Genomic DNA, 20827 nt, shown 5'->3' on the forward strand with positions numbered 1-20827 from the left:
GGCGTCGCTCGGCCCTGCGCCTTCCCCGTGCGGATCCGTCCCACGGGGGAGGCGCAGCCGTATCGTGCCGCCCGGCGAATCGCCGACGCCGGGTCAGGTGTCGAACCCGAGGCTGAGTTTGCGCAGCAGACCCGCGAGGCGGTCGCGGTCCGCCCGCGACAGCGTCGACAGCAGCACGGCCTCTGCGTCGACGAGGCGCGTGATCGCGGCGTCCACGCGGGTCCTGCCGTCGTCGGTGAGGGTCACCAGGACGCTGCGGCCGTCGCCCGGATCCGCTTCGCGGCGCACCAGCCGGCGTCCGACCAGCCGGTCGATGCGGTTCGTCATCGTGCCGCTGGAGACGAGCGTCTGCTGCAGCAGCTGCTTGGGGCTGAGCTGGAAGGGCTCGCCGGCGCGGCGCAGCGCCGACAGCACGTCCCATTCCCAGGGCTCCAGGTCGCTGCGGCGGAACGCCTCGCGCCGCGCACGGTCGAGGTGGCGCGACAGTCGGTCGACCCGCGAGAGCACTCCCAGGGGCGAGAAATCGAGGTCGGGGCGCTGCGCGATCCACGCTTCGACGATGCGGTCGACCTCGTCGCTCTGCTGGGCCATGCACCCATTATCCGGGCGGGTGGCGATGACCGATCATGGCAGACTTGACGGGCGGCCTTCCCGATCGCGGATCGTCGCGGTCCGCCGTGGTGTAATGGCAGCACGACAGCCTTTGGAGCTGTGAGGTCTAGGTTCGAGTCCTGGCGGCGGAGCATGACCGAGACCATCGCCGACACCCGCCTGGCCGTCATCGTGCTCGCCGCGGGACAGGGCACCCGCATGAAGTCCTCGCTGCCGAAGGTGCTGCACCGCATCGGCGGGCGCCCGCTGGTGGGCCACGTGCTCGACACCGCCCTGGCTCTCGAGCCTGAGCGCGTCGTGGTCGTGGTGCGCCATGAGCGCGAGCTCGTCGCGTCGGCGGTCGAGCAGGCCGCGCCGGGCGTCGTGGTCGTCGACCAGGACGAGGTCCCCGGCACCGGCCGCGCGGTCGAGGTCGCCCTCGACGCGCTCGAGGACTTCACCGGCGACGTGCTCGTGCTCAGCGGTGACGTGCCGCTGCTCGAATCCGACACGCTCGGCCGCCTGATCGATGCGCATCGCGCGGGCGCCGCGGCCGCGACGGTGCTCAGCGCGATCGTGGACGACGCGACGGGCTACGGCCGGGTGATCCGCGACGCCGAGGGCGCCGTGGCCCGGATCGTCGAGCAGCGGGACGCCACCGACGAAGAGGCATCCGTCACCGAGATCAACGCCGGCGTCTACGTGTTCCAGGCGTCGGCGCTGCGCCGGCACCTTCCCCTGGTGGGCACCGCCAACGCGCAGGGGGAGAAGTACCTCACCGACGTCGTGGCGCTCCTGCGGGACGCGCGACTGCCCGTGTCGGCCACGCCCGCACCGGATGCCGCCGCCGCCCTGGGCGTGAACGACCGTGTGCAGCTGGCCGAGGCGGCACGCGTGCTGAACGCACGTGTGGTGCGTCGCTGGCAGCTGGAGGGGGCGACGATCCTGGATCCCGCGACGACGTGGATCGACGTCACCGCCACGCTCGCACCGGACGTCACGGTGCTTCCCAACACCCACATCCTGCGGGCGACGGTCGTCGCCGAGGGTGCGACGATCGGACCCGACACGAGCCTGGTGGACTGCGAAGTCGGCGAGAACGCGACGGTCACCCGCACCGACGCGACCCTGGCCGTCATCGGCGCGGGCGCGACCGTGGGTCCCTTCGCCTACCTGCGCCCGGGAACGTACCTGGGTGACAAGGGCAAGATCGGCACGTTCGTCGAGACGAAGAACTCCACGATCGGGGAGCGCAGCAAGGTGCCGCACCTGTCGTACATCGGCGACACCACGATCGGCACCGGCGTCAACCTCGGCGCGGGCGCCATCACGGCGAACTACGACGACCTCACCAAGCACCGCACCGAGATCGGCGACGAGGTGCACACCGGCTCGCACAACGTCTTCGTCGCGCCCGTTAGGATCGGAGACGGAGCGAAGACGGGGGCGGGAGCGGTCATCCGCAAGGATGTGCCCGCCGGTGCCCTCGCTCTCAGCGTCGCCCCCCAGCGCAACGTCGAGGGGTGGGTCGAGAAGAACAGGCCGGGTACCGGCGCGGCAGAGGTCGCGGCGCGGGCCCGCAGCGCACAGAAGGCGGACGATGGCGCGCAAGAACAAGACCGTTGAGCTCGACCGGGCGAATGACATCGCCCCCGGTCTTGTCGCGAAGACGAAGAAGCGCCTGGTCGTCGCGCGCGGCAGCTCCCACCCCGAGCTCGCGGAGGCCGTCGCCGCGCAGCTGGGCACCGAGCTCGTCCCGACGGAGTACCGCACGTTCGCGTCCGGCGAGATCCTGACCCGTTTCGAGGTCTCCATCCGCGGCTGCGATCTGTTCCTCGTGCAGAGCTTCGGGCCTCCGGTGAACGAGTGGATCATGGAGACGCTCATCATGCTCGACGCCGCCAAGCGCGCGTCGGCGAAGCGCATCACCGTGGTCGCGCCGTACTTCCCCTACTCGCGGCAGGACAAGAAGGGCCGCGGTCGCGAGCCGATCAGCGCACGGCTGGTCGCGGACCTGTTCAAGACGGCGGGAGCCGACCGCGTCATGAGCGTGGACCTGCACGCGGCGCAGATCCAGGGCTTCTTCGACGGTCCGGTCGATCACCTCTTCGCCAAGCCGGTGCTGCTGGAGTACTTCCGGCGCACGCTCAGCGCCGACGACCGCGAGCAGCTGACCGTCGTATCGCCCGACACCGGACGCGTGCGCGTGGCCGACACCTGGTCCGACAGCCTCGGCGCACCGCTGGCCATCATCCACAAGCGGCGCGACCCCAACGTCGCCAACCAGGTCACGGTGAACGAGATCGTCGGCAAGGTCGACGGCCGCGTCTGCCTCCTGGTGGACGACATGATCGACACCGGCGGCACGATCGTGAAGGCGGCCGAGGCGCTGAAGGCCAACGGCGCGACCCGCGTCATCGTCGCGGCGACCCACGCCATCTTCAGCGACCCCGCGGCGCAGCGCCTCCAGAGCGAAGCCATCGATCAGGTGGTCGTCACGGACACCGTCCCGATCCCCGAGGCCAAGCGCTTCCCGAACCTGACGATCCTGCCCATCGCTCCGCTGCTGGCACGCGCGATCCACGAGGTCTTCGAGGACGGCTCGGTCACGAGCATGTTCGACGGGGCCGCCTGACCGGCCTCCCGCCCGCAGAGCCCTCGTCGGCGGGGCTCCGAGGTGTTTCATAGGCGCCGCTGCGAGGATGCCTCGTGCACGCACGCGCTGCTCGAGCCTGGAGGTTCACGTGACCCGCACCGCCCTCGTCGCCCGCCCCGTCCGGACCGGCGCCACCCTCGCCGCCGCAGCGGGGATCGCGCTGCTGGCCGGCTGCGCGCCTGCCGCTCCGGACGCCTCCGAGGAGGGGACCGGACCCGGCTCCGACAGCTCGTCCTCGAACGGGTCGACGTCCGGTGCGAGCGGCTCCGCGGCGTACGCCGACGGCACGTACACGGCCGAGGGGTCGTACGCCACGCCCGAGAGCGTGGAGACGATCAGCGTCACCGTGACGCTCGAGGGTGACGTCATCACGGACGTGCAGGTGACCGGCGATCCGCAGAAGCGCGAGTCCGAGCAGTATCAGGGACAGTTCATCGGCGGCATCGCCGACGTCGTGGTCGGTCAGGACATCGATGAGATCCAGGTCAGCCGTGTCGCGGGGTCGTCCCTGACCAGCGGCGGCTTCAACGACGCGATCGAGGCCATCAAGGCCGAAGCCGCCGCGTAGATGATGGGCGCCTCCGACGGTCCGACGCCGCACGCGTGGGCGTTCGAGGCCATCGGCACGGCGTGGGAGATCGTCACGAGCGACGCTCTTCCCTTGCCGGTCCGCGATGCCGTCACGGGGACCATCGCGGCGTTCGACCGGGACTGGTCGCGCTTCCGGCCCGACTCGACGGTGAGCGCGCTCGCCGCGCGCGGCGGGCACGTTCCCGCGCCGCCGGATGCCGGCCCGATGCTCGACGCGTACGCGGAGCTGTCGGAGGCGACCGGCGGCGCCGTGAACCCGCTCGTCGGGGCATCCCTCGAGGCCCTGGGATACGACGCGACGTACTCGCTGCGGGATCGCGGGTCGCGGCCTGCGCCCGAGCGGTGGCGGGATGTCCTCTCATGGCAGGGCGGCTCGCTCACGCTCGCGCAGCCCGCCTCGATCGACGTCGGCGCGATCGGCAAGGGCCGGCTCGTCGACCGGGTCATGGCGGTCGTGGCCGCCGCGATGCCCGGTGACGCCGTCGTCGACGCGGGCGGCGACATCGCCGTCCGCGGCACCCAGCGCATCGGCCTCGAGCACCCGTTCGACCGTCGCCGGGCGATCGGCGTGTGGGAGGTCACCGATGCCGCGCTGTGCGCGTCGGCGACGAACCGGCGCGCGTGGCCGTCGGCGACCGGCGCCGAGGGACTGCACCACGTGCTCGACGCCCGCACGGGCATGCCGGTGCGGACGATCGCCGCGACGTGGGCGGTCGCCGAGGACGCGATGACGGCCGACGCGATCGCCACCGCGCTCTTCTTCGACGGCGGACCGGCCCTGGCCTTCCATCGCCGCGTGGAATGGGTGCGGATGACCACCGACGGACGCGTGGAATGGTCGCCCGGATGCCGCGCCGAGCTGTTCGTCCGACCCGATACCGTGGGATCGTGACCGACTCCCCGGGAGAAGTCCTCGCCGTCGCCCGCGACGACGGGCACCGCTTCAGCAAGCCCACGCGCGAGAGCGTCACGTTGATCGCCGGCTGCGGCGTCGAAGGCGACGGGCAGTCACGAGCCGCTGCGGGCGGTGCGAGGTGACCGGAACACTGACGGCCGTCTGGAACCGCGTCTTCGCGGTGCTCGGCCGCGTCTCGATGTACCGCCTGGTCTACCTCGCCCTTGCCGCGCTCGCCGTCATCGCGTTCGTCCTGTCGCTGCTGGGGCGCGTCGCGCCGGGACCGCTGGAGCTGCTGGCGACCCTCGCGGTGCTCAGCGCCGTGTGCGTCGGCGTGGACGCCGCCGCCCAGCGGCTTCTCGGACTTCCGTGGCGCATCGAGTCCTCGCTCATCACCGCGCACATCCTGCTGTTCGTCCTGCGGCCCACGCTGGTGCCCGCCGGGCTCGCGGGCATCGTCCTCGCCGCAGCCGTGGCATCGCTGTCGAAGTACGTGCTGGCATGGCGGGGCCGCCACATCTTCAACCCGGCGGCCGTCGGGGCGACGGTGCTGACGCTGCTGAGCCTGGCGTGGCCGGAGCTGGGCGCGTCGGCGTGGTGGGTGGGCACGCCCGAACTGGCCGGCCCCGTGCTGGTACTGGGGATCGCGGTGCTGATGCGGACCGAGAAGCTGCGCGTGGCGGCCGTGTTCGTCGTGGTGGCGGTCGGCGTCGCGTTCGTGCGGACGGCGTCGCAGTATCAGGCCGCCGGCATCCAGATCACCGGGTTCGAGATCCTGTGGCCGGTGCTGTGGTCATCGCCCTTCCTGTTCCTCGGGGCGTTCATGCTGTCCGAGCCTCTCACTCTGCCGCCGCGCCGGTGGCAGCAGCTCACGGTCGCCGCCGTCGTCGGCGTCCTGGCCGGCTGGCCGATCCCCGTCGGGGAGATCACCCTCGGACAGGAGCGCGCCCTGCTCATCGGCAACCTCGTCGCCTTCGCGTTCGCCGTGCGCACCGCCGTGCGCCTCACGCTGACCTCTCGCCGCGCGCCGACACCGACGGTGCGTGAGATCACCTTCCACGTGCACGACCGACTGGCGTTCCGGCCCGGGCAGTATCTCGAGCTCGAGGTGCCGCACCGCCATCCCGACGCGCGGGGCACGCGCCGGGAGTTCAGCATCGCCTCGGCGCCGGAGGACCTGCCGCAGCTGAAGGTCGCCTTCAAGGAGGGAGGCAGCAGCAAGCCGCAGAGCTCCTACAAGCGCGCACTCGCGGCGGTGCCCGAGGGCGGGAGGCTCGCGACCACGGGAGTGTGGGGGGACTTCCTGCTCCCCACCCGGTCCACCGCGCCGGTGCTCATGGTGGCGGCCGGCATCGGCGTGACCCCGTTCGTGTCGCAGCTGCGCCATATGCGCCTGACCGGCCAGGAGCGCGACGTCGTCCTGATCTACGTCGCGTCGGATGCCTCGGAGCTGGCGTACCGTGACGAGATCGAGGCATCCGGGGCGCGCGTCATCGTGTTCACGCGGGACGAGCCGGCGGACCTGCCCCCGCACTGGCAGTGGGCGCGCGGCGTGCGCCTGGACGCCGAGGGCCTGCTGCGCGTCGTGCCCGACATCTCGTCGCGTCACGCCTACATCTCCGGTCCCGCCGGCCTCATCGCCGCTCTGGCGCCCGCGCTCGAGCGCGCCCGGTCGATCACGACCGACGCCTTCAGCGGCTACTGACCCTCCTCGCCCGTCTCCGTCCTCGCCCGTCTCCGTCCGCTTCCATCCCGCGAGACAGCATCCGGGCGCCGAGACCGCAGTCGTGCGACTGCCGTCTCGGCGCCCCAGTGCTGTCTCGCGTGCATGCCGCGGGGGTCAGACCGCCGGGTCGAGGGGGCGGGCGGGAAGACGGACCTCGAACGTGGTGTCGCCGGGGGCGCTGTCGACGGTGATGGTGCCGCCGTGGGCCTGGACGATCGCGCGCGCGATCGACAGGCCGAGGCCCGTGCCGCCGGTCTGCCGGGCCCGTGACCGGTCGGCGCGCGCGAAGCGCTCGAACAGCTCGTCCTTGATGCCCGGGTCGATGCCCGGGCCGTCGTCGTGCACGCGCAGGACGGCGCTGCCGCCCTCGCGCGTCACGCTGACGGTCACCGTGGTGCCGGCGGGGGTGTGGGCACGGGCGTTGGCGAGCAGGTTGCCGGCGACCTGATGGAGACGGCCCGCATCTCCGGCGATGAGCACAGGCTCCTCGTCGACGTCGAGCACCCACGCGTGGTCGGGGCCGGCCGCGCGCGCATCGCCGACCGCGTCGATCGCGAGGCGGGTGAGGTCGACGGTGCCGAAGACGAGCTCCTGCCCCTCGTCCAGCCGTGCCAGCAGCAGCAGGTCTTCGACGAGGGACGTCATCCGCAGCGACTGCGCCTGGATGCGCTCGAGGGACGACTCCGCCGTCTCCACGGTCGCCGTGTCGTGGCCGCGCGTGAGCGCGCGCAGCGACAGCTCCGAGTAGCCGCGGATCGACGCCAGCGGAGTGCGCAGCTCGTGGCTGGCATCCGCGACGAACGCACGCATGCGCTCCTCGTTGCGCTGCCGCGCCGTCAGGGAGTCCCCGACGTGGTCGAGAAGGGTGTTGAGCGCCTCGCCGACCCGCCCGACTTCCGTGCGCGGGTCGGCCTGGTGGGCGGGGACGCGTTCGGGGATCGACACCTCGCCCTGCGACAGCGGCATCCTCGAGACCCGCTCGGCGGTGTCGGCGACCGCCCGCAGCGGCGCGAGCCCCGCGCGGATCGTCCACGCCGTCGCTGTGGCGAGGAGGACCAGCCCGCCCGCCGTGAGCAGCCCGATGGTCGTCAGCATCTGCCCCGTCGTGTGCGCGACCTCTGCCCGGGAGATCCCCACGATGGCGACGGAGTTCCCGATGCGGACCCCCTCGACGCCGTAGGTGCCCACACCGTCGATCGACACGACCAGCGGCCCCTGCTGATCCTCGAGGCTGCGCGTGATCTCGCGGATCTGCGCGTCGGTCAGCGCGACGACGTCGGCGGAGGAGTCCGTGACCGCCGCCGTCGGAAGGCTCGGCGGCGTCTCGACGGCCAGCAGGAACCCGGCCTGCTGGGGCCGCTGCTGGAGGATCTCCTCCGCGGTGAACCCCTGCGTGATGAGCGGGCGCATCCACACCGAGGAGAGCGCCGACGTGTGCACCCGCTCGGCGAGCTGCTGCTCGAGCACGCCGGCGAGGATCGCATTGGTGGTGACGGCGACCAGGACGAGGATGAGCGAGGTGATCGACACGACGGTGACGATCAGCCGGCGCTGCAGCGTCCACGGCGGGCCGGCGGATGCTTTGCCCGCGGCATCCGCGCGCGCCGTAGCATCCGGGGCGGGCGCCTGCGGCGCGTCCTCGGGTGTCACTGCGGTGCCTTGATCATGTAGCCGACGCCGCGGACGGTGTGGATCAGGGGCTCCCGCCCCGCGTCGATCTTCTTCCGGAGGTACGAGATGTACAGCTCGACGACGCTCGATCGTCCACCGAAGTCGTAGTTCCAGACCCGGTCGAGGATCTGCGCCTTCGACACGACGCGACGCTGATTGCGCATCAGGTAGCGCAGCAGCTCGAACTCCGTGGCCGTCAGCTCGATCTCCTCGCCGCCCCGCTCCACCTCGTGGCTGTCCTCGTTGAGCGAGAGGTCGCCCACGCGCAGGATCGGCTCCGCGCCGGCGGCGTGCGCCGTCCCGGCGCGTCGCATGAGGCCGCGGAGGCGGGCGACCACCTCCTCGAGGCTGAAGGGCTTCGTCACGTAGTCGTCGCCGCCGGCTGTCAGGCCCGCCACGCGGTCGCCGACGGCATCCTTCGCGGTGAGGAACAGCACCGGCACGTCGTCGCCGGACTGCCGCAGGCGCTGGAGCACCGCCATGCCGTCGAGGTCGGGCATCATGATGTCGAGCACCATGGCGTCGGGGCCGAACTCCCGCGCAGCCTGCAGCGCCTCGAATCCGGAGCCGGCGGTGCGCACGTCCCAGCCCTCCATCCGCAGAGCCATCGAAAGCAGGTCGGTCAGCATCTGCTCGTCGTCGACGACGAGGACGCGGAGAGCCGAGCCGTCGGGGCGGGAGAGTGCGGGCGCAGGGCTGGTCATGCTCTCATTGTCGCGCTCACCCTATGAGTTCCCTATGGCGCCGGCTATGCCGCGGCTGTGAATCGCTTCCGGTGGGCTCGCTCGGCCGCCGTGTTCATAGTCCTCCCATACTCGTCCCTGCACGTTCCCATCGGGGCGGCTCCTACCGTCTCGACAGCCGGCATCCGATCCGGCGGGAGGAGACACATGTACGGACGGTATCTGCGGCAGGAACTGCTCGGCCGCAAGAAGCAGACGATCATCGTGGCGGCCGGGCTGGCGATCGCCATCGCGCTCGTGATGGTGGTGAACGCGCTCGCCGCCGGTGTGCGCGACGCGCAGTCCGAGGCCCTGGACTCGGTGTACGGCGTCGGCACGGACCTCACCGTCACCGGCGCGACGGCGGCGCCGGGCGAGGGCCGGATGCAGCGTTTCGAGTTCGGCGAGGACAGCGGCCAGGCAGGTGAGGACGGGACGACGGAACTCAGCCAGTCGCGCCTGGTCACCGAGCCGATGCGCGCGACCCTCGACGCCGGCGTGCTCGAGACGGTGACGGACATCGACGGGGTGGCCGCAGCCTCGGCCGCCCTCAGCCTGACGAACATGACGTTCTCGGGCAAACTGCCGCAGCGGCCCGCCGACGGAGACGACCAGGTCACATCCGACCAGGCGCCGCCGAGCGCCGACGCCGGGCAGGGCGGCTTCGGCGGCGGCTCGTTCGGGGTCGACTCCTTCACCGTGCTCGGAATCGATCCGTCCGGTGCCGACGTGGGCCCTCTCTCGGCGGTCGAGATCACGCAGGGCAGGGCGGTGGAGGCCTCGGACGCGGGCGAGCACGTCGCCGTGCTGGATGCGACCTACGCGTCGGGTGCGGAGCTGACGGTCGGAGACGCGCTCGACATCGGCGGCGAGCAGTTCGAGGTCGTCGGCATCGCCGCATCGACGTCCGACGCGGCCGACACGGCATCGAACGTCTACATCCCCCTCGATGTGGCGCAGACGCTGTCGGGTGCCGGAGATGTCGTCTCGACCGTGTACGTCCGGGCGTCGTCGTCCGACGCCATCGCCGAGGTGCAGGCGGACCTGGAGGAGGCGCTGCCCGACGCGACGGTGAGCTCGCAGTCCGAGCTCGCCTCGACGGTGTCGGGATCCCTCGCCAGCGCGTCTTCGCTCATCACGAACCTCGGCACGTGGCTCTCGCTTGTCGTGCTGGCGGTCGCCCTCGGGCTCGCGGTCCTCTTCACCATCTCGGGCATCTCCCGTCGCACGAGGGAGTTCGGCACGCTCAAAGCCATCGGCTGGTCGAACGGCCGCGTCGTCGGGCAGGTGGCCGGGGAGTCGGCCGTGCAGGGGCTCCTCGGTGGCGCCGTCGGACTCGTGCTCGGCTTCGGCGGCATCCTCGCGATCAACCTTCTGGCGCCGACGATCTCCAGCGCGCCCTTGGCCGACGTCCTCGGCCCCGGTCAGGGCGGCCCGGCGGGCGGTGCCGCGCCCGGGGGAGGAGGACTGGCCGACGTCCTGTCCCCGCAGGGTGCGAGCGAGATCGTGCTGCACGCGCCGGTCACGCCGTGGGTCGTCGTCGCCGCCGTCGGGATCGCGATCCTCGGCGGCCTGGTGGCCGGCGCGTTCGGCGGCTGGCGCGCCGCCCGCCTCAGCCCCGCCGAGGCGCTGCGAGCGGTCGGATGACAGGCGTCACGCCCACGCCGCAGCGGGATGCCGTATCCCGCACCACGACGAAAGGACAGACTATGACCCTCACCGACACCGGCTTCGAAGCGGAGCCGGATGCCGCGCCCGCAGTGCTCTTCCGACTGGCGGGCGTGACCCGCACGTACACCGGTAAGGGGCGTGCCGTGACGGCGCTGGACGGCGTCGACCTCGACATCCACGAAGGCGACTTCGTGACCATCCAGGGCCCGACCGGCGGCGGCAAGTCCACGCTGCTGCAGCTGCTCGGGGCGCTCGACCGGCCGACCAGCGGTTCGGTCGCACTCGGCGACATCGACATCGCGACGGCGGGCGGCGCCGCGCTGAGCCGGATCCGCGCCCATGAGATCGGCTTCGTGTTCCAGGGCTTCAACCTCATCCCGACGCTCACCGCGCACGAGAACGTCGACATGGCGCTCGAGCCGCTGCGGCTTGCCGCTGACGAGCGCGCCGCGCGCGTGCGCGAGGCGCTGGCCCACGTGGGTCTGGCCGACCGCGCTGGCCACCGTCCGGGGGAGCTGTCCGGCGGTCAGCAGCAGCGGGTGGCCATCGCGCGGGCGATCGTCAAGCGGCCGCGTGTGCTGCTGGCAGACGAGCCCACCGGCAATCTGGATGAGAGCATGCGCGACGACATCCTCGACCTGCTGCAGGCGCTCAACGACGAGGGGCTCACCCTGATCGTGGTCACGCACGACTCCGCGGTCGCCCGCCGCGCCCGTCGCCGTCTGCGACTGGAGAAGGGAGCGGTGCGGGACATCACCCGCTGATGGTCACCCGGCGCTGCGGGCGTGGGCCGCGATGCGATCGAACAGCGCATCGCGGTCCGCGTCCACGCGCTGCTGGTCCGGGTGGGCGTCGTAGTGGGCGAGGATCCGCCGTGCACCCTCGTCGAAGGTGATGGTCGTGCGGAAGTCGGGCACGAGCGCGGTCACCTTCGAGACATCGAACAGCATCGAGTGGGCCTTGTCGCCGATGAGCGTGGGCCCGAGGTCCGGCGCCAAGGCGGCGATGGTCTCCGAGGCGACGTGGACGAACTCCGGCGCCGCGACGCCGGCCGCGTCCGCGAGCCACCCGTAGATCTGGTTCCACGTGGGCGCGTGGCTGCCGGTGATGGTGAAGGCGTCGCCGATCGCGGCGGGATTGGCCACGAGCCCGGTGAAGGCGACCGCGAAGTCGTCGCTGTGGGTGATGGTCCACAGGCTCGTGCCGTCGCCGTGGATCACGACGGGCCTGCCCGCCCGCATGCGGGCGATGTCGGTCCACCCGCCGAGCGTGGGCAGCATCCGCTCGTCGTACGTGTGGGAGGGGCGGATGATCGTCACCGGGAGCCCGCGCTCGCGGTGGGCCGCCACCAGCAGGTCCTCGCACGCGATCTTGTCGCGGGAGTAGCGCCAGAACGGGTTGCGCAGCGGCGTCGACTCCGTCACGGGGAGCCGGCGCGGGGGCTTTTCATAGGCCGAGGCGGAGCTGATGAAGACGTACTGCCCGGTGCGGCCTTCGAACAGCTCCAGATCCGCCGCGACCTGATCGGGGGTGAACGCCAGGAACTGCGCCACGACGTCGAACGCGGCATCCGCGAGCGCGTCGCGCACAGCGTCGCGATCGTGCACATCGGCCTCGATCCGCCGCACCCCATCGGGGAGCGGGCGCCGGCCGGTGCCGCGATTGAGCACGGTGACGTCGTGTCCCACGGCGACGGACCTGCGCACGCAGGCCGCGCTGATCGTGCCGGTGCCGCCGATGTACAGGATGCTCGTCACGACGACGAGCCTACGGGCACGTCTGGGCCCTGTCGTCTGTCCGCCGCCGTCGCTAGTGTGACGCGCATGACACTCGACGAGCTCTCCACCGCCACCGGCGGTACCGTCATCCGTCCCGGCGATCCCGACTGGGACGCCGCCCGCCGCTTCCACTCCGGCATCGGCGAGCCCGCCGCCGTGATCCGCGTCTCCTCGGTCGACGACGTCCGTGGCGCCCTCCGCTACGCCGCGGCCGAGCGGCTGGAGATCCTGGTTCGCAGCGGCGGTCACAGCGCCTGGGGCACCCTTCCCGGCGGCCTCACCATCGACATCTCGGCCCTCGCCGACGTGACCGTCGACGGCACGCGGGTGCGCGTCGGCGGCGGCGCGCACTGGGGCGACGTGGCGCGCACCCTCGCCCGGCACGGCCTGGGCATCAGCTCCGGCGACACCGCGTCGGTCGGCGTCGGGGGCCTCACCCTGGGCGGGGGCATCGGCTGGATGGTGCGCGCATGGGGACTGGCAGCTGACCAGCTCGTCGGCGCGCAGGTGGTCACCGCGCGCGGCGAGGTGGTGGAGGTCTCCGAGTCCTCGCATCCCGACCTGCTGTGGGCGCTGCGCGGCGGCGGCGGCAACTTCGGGGTCGTCACGCGCTTCGACTTCGAGGCACACCCCCTCGACGGGGTCGTGTTCGCGACGCTCGGCATCGACGGCGACGTGCGGACCGCGCTGCGGATGGTGCGCGACGTCCTCGCCGCCGCCCCGCGCGAGCTGACCGTCACCTACATGGACGTGCCAGCCATGGACCCCAGTGCGCCCGCCGGCGCATCCCTCACCGCGGTGTGGATCGGAACCGACGAGCAGGCCGCGCGCACCGCCCTGGCGCCGCTGCTGGATGCCCCCGGCATCAGCGTGCGGGAACTGGGGGTCAAGAGCTATCCGGACGTCCTGCTCGAGGTGCCGGAGTTCGATCCCGAGCAGCCGATGCCGGGGTTCGTGGGCGGGAACACGCTGCTTCACGACCTCGATGAGGGCACGATCGACGCGCTGGTGTCCTTCCACGAGCAGAACCCGGCCTCGGTGCTCTTCCTGCGCTCGCTGGGCGGCGCGTTCGGTGACGTCGCCCAGGACGCCACGCCCTTCCCCGCGCGCGACGCGACGTGGTTCGCGATGGCAGGTGCGTTCGACATCCCCGGCATGCTCGACGACGCCCGGCGCGCCGACATCCTGGCTGCGTGGGACGCCATCGAGGCCCGCGGCGCGGGCGTGTACGGCAACTTCACCACGTCGACGGATCGCTCGTGGGTCCAGCGCATGTACCCGCCCGAGACGATGGCGCGGCTGGCGGCGGTCAAGCGGGAGTGGGATCCGGCGAACCTCTTCTGCCGGAACCACAACGTCGTGCCCGCCTGACACGAGGAGGGCGGGCTCCCCGGGGGAGCCCGCCCTCCGCGCATGCGGGTCGGCGTCGCGCGCCGTCCCGTCAGTGGGTGTCTTCGGCCTCGACCTCGGTGCGGTCGCCGGACCACAGCGTGTGGAAGGTGCCGTCCTTGTCGATGCGGCGGTAGGTGTGGGCGCCGAAGAAGTCGCGCTGACCCTGGATGAGGGCGGCGGGGAGCCGCTCGGCGCGGAGGCCGTCGTAGTAGGCCAGCGAGGAGGAGAACGCCGGTGCCGGGATGCCGGCGGTCGCGGCCGTCGAGACGATCCGGCGCCAGGCGTCCTGGGCGCGGCCGAGGGCGTCGACGAAGTAGGGCGCGGTCAGCAGCACGGGCAGGTCGGGCGTCTGCGCGTACGCGTCGGTGATGCGGTTGAGGAACTGCGCGCGGATGATGCACCCGCCGCGCCAGATCTTCGCGACCTGGCCGAGGTCGATGTTCCAGCCGTACTCGGCCGCGCCGGCGCGGATCTCGTCGAAGCCCTGGCTGTAGGCGACGATCTTCGACGCGTACAGCGCCAGGCGCACGTCCTCGATGAACGCGTCGACATCCTCGACCTGCAGCGCCTCCACCGGGCCGGGCAGGTCGCGGGAGACCGCGCGCTGCTCGGGGTGCGACGACAGCGACCGGGCGAAGGTGGCCTCGGCGATGCCGGACACCGGGACGCCCAGCGACAGCGCGGTCTGCACCGTCCACGCGCCGGTGCCCTTGGCGCCGGCCTGGTCGACGATGACGTCCACGAGCGGCCGCCCGGTGGCGGCGTCGGTCTGGCGCAGCACCTCGGCCGTGATCTCGATGAGGTACGACTCCAGCTCGCCGCGGTTCCACTCGGCGAACACCTCGGCGATCTCGGCCGGGCTCTTGCCGGTGCCGCGGCGGATGAGGTCGTACGCCTCGGCGATCAGCTGCATGTCGGCGTACTCGATGCCGTTGTGCACCATCTTCACGAAGTGCCCGGCGCCGTCGTGGCCGACGTGCGTCACGCACGGCTCGCCCTCGGCGACTGCCGCGATGGACTTCAGGATCGGCCCGAGGGTGATCCAGGACTCGTCCGAGCCGCCGGGCATGAGCGACGGCCCGAGGAGGGCGCCCTCCTCGCCGCCGGAGACGCCCATGCCGACGAAGTTGATGCCGGTCTCGCGGACCGCCTTCTCGCGCCGGATGGTGTCGCTGAACAGGGCGTTGCCGCCGTCGACGATGATGTCGCCCGGCTCGAAGACCTGCACCAGCGCATCGATGACCGCATCCGTCGCCGGTCCCGCCTTGACCATGATCACGGCGGTGCGCGGCTTCTGCAGCGACGCGGCGAACTCCTCGTACGAGTACGCCGGCACGAACTCCGCCTCGGGGTGCTCGGCGAGCACGGCGTCGGTCTTGACGCGGCTGCGGTTGAAGATCGCCACGGTGTTGCCCTCACGGCTGGCGAGGTTGCGGGCGAGGTTGGAGCCCATCACGGCCAGGCCGACCACGCCGATGTTCGCCGTCGCCGTCACCGGGGCAGCAGGTCCCTGCGGCTCGGGCGTGGGACGAGCCACGTCCTCCGGTGCCGGGGCCCCCTCGTGAGCGATCGCCGCTTCGTCAGGCGCCTGGTCCTGATCGGTCGAGATGTTCGTTCGGGCCTGATCGCCGTGCAGCGAAAGATCGTTCGAGGACACACGCTCTCCTGGATTCGTCGGGGGTCGTTCTCAGCCTAGAGTCTGGCGTTCGGGTGTTACGTCGCGCGTCAGCGGGCGACGCGCGCCGCCGCGGTGTCGGCGCCCGCCGAGCGGGGCCGCAGGCGCGCAGCGAGGGCGACCGCCTCGCCGGTGGCAGCCGTGACCTCCGACCACGCGCCGCGCGCGATCGCCGACGCCGGCAGCATCCACGAGCCGCCGACGGCGACCACCTGCGGGATCGCGAGGTAGTCGGCGAGGTTGGCCGGTCCGACGCCGCCGGTCGGGAGGAACGTCACATCGCCGAACGGCGCGGCGAGCGCCCGGATGGCGGCAGCGCCGCCGGAGGTCTGCGCCGGGAAGAACTTGACGGTCGACAGCCCCAGCTCCAGCACCGTCTGGATCTCGGACGCGGTGACGGCACCCGGGAGCACGGGCACGCCGTGCTCGAGGGCGCGCTCGATCACGGCGCGCGAGGTGCCCGGCGACACGATGTACTGCGCGCCGGCGGTCACCGCATCGTCCACCTGCTTCGACGTGGTGACAGTCCCGGCGCCCAGCAGGATGTCGCCGCGTTCGGCGATGCGGGCGATGGCGTCGCGAGCGGCGGGGGTGCGGAAGGTCACCTCGGCGACGGGCAGGCCGCCCGATGCGAGGGCGTCGGCGATGGCCGCTCCCTCCTGTGCCGAGTCCGCGACGACGACCGGAACGATCGCGGCCAGTGAGATGCGCTCGAGAATGCTCATATCCGCCTTCGGGGGTGGGACGCTGAGGGAAAAGATCATATCATTTGGAGCGCAGGCTCCACGGTCTGTGAACCACCGACGACGGACACCGACATGATCATTCTCGCCCTGGAATCCAGCACGACATCGGCCAAGACGCTGCTGTTCGACACCGACAGCGGAAGCGTGGCCGTGCGGAGCCGACGGTTCGAGGTGCCCGGGCCCGACTCGTCGGTGCGCGACCCCGACGCGATCTACACGCAGACGATGGCCCTCGGCCGCGAGAGCGCGGCCGGGCAGCCGGTGGACATGATCGTCCTCAGCGGCACCTGGCATGGCTTGACGCTGATGGACCGCGACCTGCGGGCGGTCACGCCGGTGCGCGAGTGGCCGGACACGAGCGCCCAGGACCTCTCGGCGCGCGAGCGGACGGATCACGAGTTCACGTGGTGGTTCTACGAGCGCACGGGGTGCATGGTCAACGCGATCTATCCGGCGTTCAAGGCCATGTACCTCAAGGAGCAGGGCCTGTCCCTGGACGGGCTGACCGCGATGGACCAGCCGTCCCTCAACTTCGCGCGACTGACCGGCGAGGTCGCGACCACCCCGTCCCTGGCTTCGGGCACGGGACTGCTCGCCGCCGACACGCTCACGTGGGATGCCGACGTCCGTGCCCGCCTGGGACTGACCGAGCTCGGGCTGCCGGAGCTGCGCGAGAGCACCGCGACGGCGCCGCTGTCACCCGAGGCCGCCGTCCTGCTCGGTCTGAAGGCGGGCATCCCCGTGCTGATGCCCGGCCCGGACGGCGGGCTCAGCCAGGTCGGGGACCTCGCCACCGAGCCGGGCGACATGACCTTCTCGATGGGCACGAGCGGGGCCCTCCGGGTCGCGACGCGCCATCCCGCGTTCTCGCCCGCTCTCAGCACCTGGTCGTACCGGTCGCCGCTGGGAGCGCTCAGCGGCGCAGCCACCTCCGGGTGCGGCAACTGCGTCGACTGGGCGCGCGAGCGCCTGTTCGGACTGAGCACGGACTACTCCGAGATCGAGCCGCTGCTGTCGGCGGACCGGGACGACCTTCCCGTCTTCCTGCCGTTCCTCTTCGGCGAGCGCAGCCCGGGCTGGCAGGACCAGCGACGTGGTGGTCTGGTCGAGCTTCAGCCCCACCACGGCCGTGCCGACATGTACCAGGCGGTGCTCGAGGGCATCGTCTTCTCGTTGTACCACTGCTTCAAGGAGCTGACCGCCCTCAACGGGATGCCCCGGCGCATCATCCTCTCCGGCGGCGTCCTGTCCTCGCCTTTCTGGACCCAGCTGACGGCCGACGTGTTCGGTCAGGAGATGGAGGTGTCGCCGCTGCAGCACAGCTCGGTGACCGGCGCCGTCCGCATGGGCCTCATCGCCGCGGGTCTGCCCGCGCAGCACCCCGCGTTCGACGGCCGCCGGCCGCGCCGAATCCAGCCCCGCCTCGAGCGCCGGGAGCAGTACGACGCCGGGTTCGCCCGGTATCTCGACCACTACTCGCAGACACGCCCCGGAACGGAGGCCGCCCGATGAAGGTGCTCGTCACGCCCACCTCCCTGTGCCGCAACCCCGACGCGCCGGTGCTCGACGCGCTGCGGGAAGCGGTCGACGAGGTCGTGTTCAACCCGTTCGGCCGGCCCATGACCGAGGATGAGCTGATCGCAGTCCTCCCCGGCGTCGACGGCGTGCTCGCCGGCGTGGACGACTTCGGTGCGCGGGCGCTGCGCGCCGCCGACACGCTGCGCGTCGTGGCCCGCTACGGGGTCGGCGTCGACAACGTCGACCTCGCCGTGGCGGCCGAGCGCGGCATCGTGGTGACCCGCGCGCCGGGGGCGAACGCCCTCGCGGTGGCGGAGCTTGCCATCGGTCTGGCATTCGCCGTGGCACGCGGCATCCCGCTGCTGGACGCCGGGGTGCGAGCGGGGGAGTGGCCACGGCGCGAGGGCCGGGAGCTCACCGGAGGCGTGATGGGGGTCGTCGGATTCGGCGCCATCGGCCGGCTCGTCGCCGAGCGCGCGCGAGGCATCGGCATGGCGGTCGTCGCGTACGATCCGATGCTGCCGGACGACGCGTTCGAGGCGGCCGGCGTGGAGCGGTGCGAGCTGGACGACCTGTGCCGGCGCAGCGACGTGGTGAGTCTGCACGTTCCGCTGACCCCGCAGACGCGCCACCTCATCGACGAGCGACGTCTGGATCTCCTGCCCGACCGCGCCATCGTCGTCAACACCGCGCGCGGGGGCCTGATCGACGAGGACGCCGCGCGTCGCGCGCTGGACGAGGGCCGGCTCTTCGGCGTCGCGCTCGACGCCTACGAGACCGAGCCGCCGTCGGCGTCGCCGCTGGTGGGGCATCCCCACGTGGTCTCCACGCCGCACAGCGGTGCGCACACCTCCGAGGCCGTCGCCCGTGTCGCCGCGCAGTCCATCGCGGACCTGCTCACGGTGCTCGGCGGCGGCGTGTCGGCGAACGCCGTCAGGGCGACTGCCTGACCTCGGCCAGCACCGCGTCGACGTAGCGCCGCGTGTGATGCTCCGCGGCCTGCGCGTCGCCGCGGGCGATCGCCGCGGCGGTCTGCACGTGATTGTGCAGCGCCTCGCTGTCGGGGACGGGCGGGGTGAGACCGACGCGGGACCGGCCGGCGATGACGGCGGCGATCGCCTGCTTCGTCGCCGCCAGCATCAGGTTGCCGCTCGCGTCCAGGATGAGGTCGTGGAACGCGATGTCGGCGGCGAGGTACTCCTCGGAGTCGCCACGGCCGTCGTGTCCCAGCTGCTCGAGGAGCGTCGCGAGCCGCATGATCTCGGCCCTCTGCACGTCGCTCGCGCGCACGGCGCTGAGCCGGGCGGCGACCGGCTCGATCGCGGCACGCAGCTCGGTCACCACCACGAGCTGCTGTGCGCGGCGAGGACCCGCCAGCTGCCAGCCGATCAGACGCGTGTCCAGCGCGCTCCACGACGTCATCGGCTGCACCGTCACGCCCACCCGGCGCCGGGATGCCAGCATCCCCATCGCCTCGAGCACCCGGACGGCCTCGCGGATCACGGTCCGCGAGACGCGATAGTCCGTCTCGAGCCCCGCGAGCGTCAGCACGGTGCCCGGCGCGAGCGCGCCGGAGGCGATCCGGACGCCGAGATCGTCCAGCACCGAGTCGTGCGATGCCTGTGCCACGGCCCACTCCTGACAAATACGATGTTCTGTTAGTAAAGATACGATCTTTGTGCTTAGATCGCTATGGCCTGCGCGGGGAGACCCGCCGAGCCGCTCGCATAGTACACGCGGAGCACCGGCGAGAACGCCGGTGCGCTCCGGAACGTCAATGGAGAAACGCCGATGGAAGATTGGACCCAGACCCTGGGGACCGCACCGCTTCTGCTCATCGCAGCAGGAGCGATCGCACTCATCCTGCTGCTGATCATCGTCTTCAAGGTCCACGCCTTCCTGACGCTGATCATCGTGTCGCTGCTGACGGCGATCGCCGCGCAGATCCCGGTGGGGGTGATCGCCAAGACCCTGACGGATGGACTGGGCGCCACCCTGGGCACCGTCGCGCTGCTGGTGGCGCTCGGGGCCATGCTGGGCCGACTGATCGAGCACTCCGGCGGCGCGAAGGCGCTGGCGGACAAGTTCGTCGACATCTTCGGCGAGAAGCGCGCGCCGTTCGCCCTCGGCATCGCCTCGCTGATCCTCGGCTTCCCGATGTTCTTCGACGCGGGCCTGGTCATGATGCTGCCCATCGTCTTCGCCGTGGCCCGTCGCGTGTCCAAGGGGAACGTGCTTCTCTTCGGCATCCCGGCCGCCGCCGCCTTCTCGGTGATGCACGTGTTCCTGCCGCCGCACCCGGGTCCCGTCACGGCGACCGAGCTGTACGGCGCGAACCTCGGCATCGTGCTGCTGGTGGGCCTGCTGATCGCCTTCCCCGTCTGGTACGTGTCCGGCTACCTGTGGGGCAGGTTCATCGCCGCGCGTCTGCCCCTTCCGGTGCCCACCCTCTTCGGCGAGATCGACGAGGACCAGCCGGTCAACCCGCCGAAGCCGCGCACGGTCATCCTGCTGCTGCTCCTGCCGATGTTCCTCATCTTCCTCAACACCGGGCTGACGACCCTCTCGACGATCGGCGCGGTGTCGGCCGACGCGCTCTGGGTGCAGCTGCTCGTGCTGCTGGGCAACTCGCCGGTGGCCCTCCTGATCACCGTGCTCGTGGCGATGTTCGTCCTCGGCACCCGCCGCGGCGAGAACGGCACGGCGCTGGAGAAGCTCGTCGACTCGGCGCTGGGCCCCGTGGCCTCGGTCATCCTCATCACCGGCGCCGGCGGCATGTTCGGTGCGGTCCTGCGCGCCTCGGGCATCGGCGACGCCCTCGCCGACACCCTCGGCGCGATGGGACTGCCGGTCATCGTGGCGGCGTACATCATCGCGGTCGTCATCCGCCTCGCGCAGGGCTCCGCCACGGTCGCCCTCGTGACCGCCGCCGGTCTCGCGGCGCCCGCCGTCATCGCCGGCGACTTCAACCCGGTCCAGGTCGCGGCGATCACGCTCGCCACCGCCGCGGGCTCGGTGTTCGCCGGTCACGTCAACGACTCCGGCTTCTGGCTCGTCGGCCGGCTCATGGGCATGGACGTCAAGACGACGCTGAAGACGTGGACCGTGCAGCAGACCATCGAGTCGGTGCTGGCGTTCGGTCTCGTGCTGATCGTCTTCGCCGTCGGCTCGCTGTTCTGATCCACCGGCCTCTTC

At 71.8% G+C, this 20827-nt stretch carries 19 protein-coding genes and 1 tRNA gene; 13 read left to right on the plus strand and 7 right to left on the minus strand.

The window, feature by feature from the left end; genetic code table 11:
• Positions 1–93: 93 nt before the first annotated feature.
• Positions 94–591, minus strand: coding sequence for a MarR family winged helix-turn-helix transcriptional regulator (locus AC5RVZ_RS04575; protein ID WP_494064575.1), 498 nt, complete (start codon positions 589–591; stop codon positions 94–96).
• 80 nt (positions 592–671) lie between these two features.
• On the opposite strand from AC5RVZ_RS04575, the gene AC5RVZ_RS04580 reads away from it, so the two are divergent.
• The 7 genes from AC5RVZ_RS04580 (at position 672) to AC5RVZ_RS04610 (ending at position 6438) form a co-directional block, all read left to right on the plus strand.
• Positions 672–743: transfer RNA gene (locus AC5RVZ_RS04580), tRNA-Gln, on the plus strand.
• 1 nt (position 744) lies between these two features.
• Positions 745–2217, plus strand: coding sequence for a bifunctional UDP-N-acetylglucosamine diphosphorylase/glucosamine-1-phosphate N-acetyltransferase GlmU (gene glmU, locus AC5RVZ_RS04585; RefSeq protein ID WP_494064576.1), 1473 nt, complete (start codon positions 745–747; stop codon positions 2215–2217).
• Positions 2192–3226 (plus strand): ribose-phosphate diphosphokinase, encoded by a 1035-nt coding sequence (locus tag AC5RVZ_RS04590; protein ID WP_494064577.1) that lies wholly within the window; start codon positions 2192–2194, stop codon positions 3224–3226. Before glmU ends, AC5RVZ_RS04590 begins: the two co-directional genes overlap by 26 nt.
• 109 nt (positions 3227–3335) lie before the next feature.
• Entirely contained in the window at positions 3336–3815 is a 480-nt protein-coding gene (locus tag AC5RVZ_RS04595; RefSeq protein ID WP_494064578.1) for an FMN-binding protein, read from the plus strand.
• The gene (locus tag AC5RVZ_RS04600) at positions 3816–4730 is read left to right on the plus strand and encodes an FAD:protein FMN transferase (RefSeq protein ID WP_494064579.1); all 915 of its coding nucleotides are present in this window, start codon (positions 3816–3818) and stop codon (positions 4728–4730) included. It begins immediately after the preceding gene.
• Positions 4727–4876, plus strand: a complete 150-nt coding sequence (locus AC5RVZ_RS04605; RefSeq protein WP_494064580.1) for a hypothetical protein — start codon at positions 4727–4729, stop codon at positions 4874–4876. The genes AC5RVZ_RS04600 and AC5RVZ_RS04605 overlap by 4 nt, the downstream gene beginning before the upstream one ends.
• Complete coding sequence (locus tag AC5RVZ_RS04610) at positions 4873–6438, plus strand: FAD-dependent oxidoreductase (protein WP_494064581.1); 1566 nt, start codon at positions 4873–4875, stop codon at positions 6436–6438. The genes AC5RVZ_RS04605 and AC5RVZ_RS04610 overlap by 4 nt, the downstream gene beginning before the upstream one ends.
• Positions 6439–6573: 135 nt before the next feature.
• Here the strand turns inward: AC5RVZ_RS04610 and AC5RVZ_RS04615 are convergent, their stop codons facing one another.
• Together AC5RVZ_RS04615 and AC5RVZ_RS04620 are read right to left on the minus strand one after the other, a co-directional pair.
• Positions 6574–8109, minus strand: a complete 1536-nt coding sequence (locus AC5RVZ_RS04615) for a sensor histidine kinase (protein WP_494064582.1) — start codon at positions 8107–8109, stop codon at positions 6574–6576.
• Positions 8106–8834, minus strand: coding sequence for a response regulator transcription factor (locus AC5RVZ_RS04620; protein WP_494064583.1), 729 nt, complete (start codon positions 8832–8834; stop codon positions 8106–8108). Before AC5RVZ_RS04620 ends, AC5RVZ_RS04615 begins: the two co-directional genes overlap by 4 nt.
• Before the next feature lie 186 nt (positions 8835–9020).
• On the opposite strand from AC5RVZ_RS04620, the gene AC5RVZ_RS04625 reads away from it, so the two are divergent.
• Positions 9021–10499, plus strand: a complete 1479-nt coding sequence (locus tag AC5RVZ_RS04625) for an ABC transporter permease (protein WP_494064584.1) — start codon at positions 9021–9023, stop codon at positions 10497–10499.
• A 62-nt stretch (positions 10500–10561) separates the two neighbouring features.
• On the plus strand, positions 10562–11287 hold the full coding sequence (locus tag AC5RVZ_RS04630) for an ABC transporter ATP-binding protein (protein WP_494064585.1): 726 nt from the start codon (positions 10562–10564) through the stop codon (positions 11285–11287).
• Positions 11288–11290: 3 nt separating this feature from the next.
• Here the strand turns inward: AC5RVZ_RS04630 and AC5RVZ_RS04635 are convergent, their stop codons facing one another.
• Positions 11291–12280, minus strand: a complete 990-nt coding sequence (locus tag AC5RVZ_RS04635) for an SDR family oxidoreductase (protein ID WP_494064586.1) — start codon at positions 12278–12280, stop codon at positions 11291–11293.
• 66 nt (positions 12281–12346) lie between these two features.
• On the opposite strand from AC5RVZ_RS04635, the gene AC5RVZ_RS04640 reads away from it, so the two are divergent.
• A complete protein-coding gene (locus AC5RVZ_RS04640; protein ID WP_494064587.1) occupies positions 12347–13672 on the plus strand; it encodes an FAD-binding oxidoreductase in 1326 nt (441 codons plus the stop codon).
• A gap of 70 nt (positions 13673–13742) precedes the next feature.
• Here the strand turns inward: AC5RVZ_RS04640 and gnd are convergent, their stop codons facing one another.
• Positions 13743–15188, minus strand: a complete 1446-nt coding sequence (gnd, locus tag AC5RVZ_RS04645; protein ID WP_494064739.1) for an NADP-dependent phosphogluconate dehydrogenase — start codon at positions 15186–15188, stop codon at positions 13743–13745.
• A gap of 230 nt (positions 15189–15418) precedes the next feature.
• Positions 15419–16093: a bifunctional 4-hydroxy-2-oxoglutarate aldolase/2-dehydro-3-deoxy-phosphogluconate aldolase gene (gene eda / locus AC5RVZ_RS04650; RefSeq protein ID WP_494064588.1), complete on the minus strand. Its 675-nt coding sequence runs from the start codon at positions 16091–16093 to the stop codon at positions 15419–15421.
• 93 nt (positions 16094–16186) lie between these two features.
• On the opposite strand from eda, the gene AC5RVZ_RS04655 reads away from it, so the two are divergent.
• Entirely contained in the window at positions 16187–17626 is a 1440-nt protein-coding gene (locus tag AC5RVZ_RS04655) for a gluconokinase (protein ID WP_494064589.1), read from the plus strand.
• Positions 17623–18582: a phosphoglycerate dehydrogenase gene (locus AC5RVZ_RS04660; protein WP_494064590.1), complete on the plus strand. Its 960-nt coding sequence runs from the start codon at positions 17623–17625 to the stop codon at positions 18580–18582. The genes AC5RVZ_RS04655 and AC5RVZ_RS04660 overlap by 4 nt, the downstream gene beginning before the upstream one ends.
• Here the strand turns inward: AC5RVZ_RS04660 and AC5RVZ_RS04665 are convergent.
• Positions 18566–19261 carry a FadR/GntR family transcriptional regulator gene (locus tag AC5RVZ_RS04665; protein WP_494064591.1) on the minus strand — a complete coding sequence of 232 codons (696 nt, stop codon included), beginning with the start codon at positions 19259–19261 and terminating at the stop codon, positions 18566–18568. The genes AC5RVZ_RS04660 and AC5RVZ_RS04665 overlap by 17 nt on opposite strands.
• Before the next feature lie 162 nt (positions 19262–19423).
• On the opposite strand from AC5RVZ_RS04665, the gene AC5RVZ_RS04670 reads away from it, so the two are divergent.
• Positions 19424–20812: a GntP family permease gene (locus AC5RVZ_RS04670; RefSeq protein WP_494064592.1), complete on the plus strand. Its 1389-nt coding sequence runs from the start codon at positions 19424–19426 to the stop codon at positions 20810–20812.
• Positions 20813–20827: the final 15 nt, after the last annotated feature.

The organism is Arthrobacter sp. Cza30 (genome assembly GCF_059090765.1).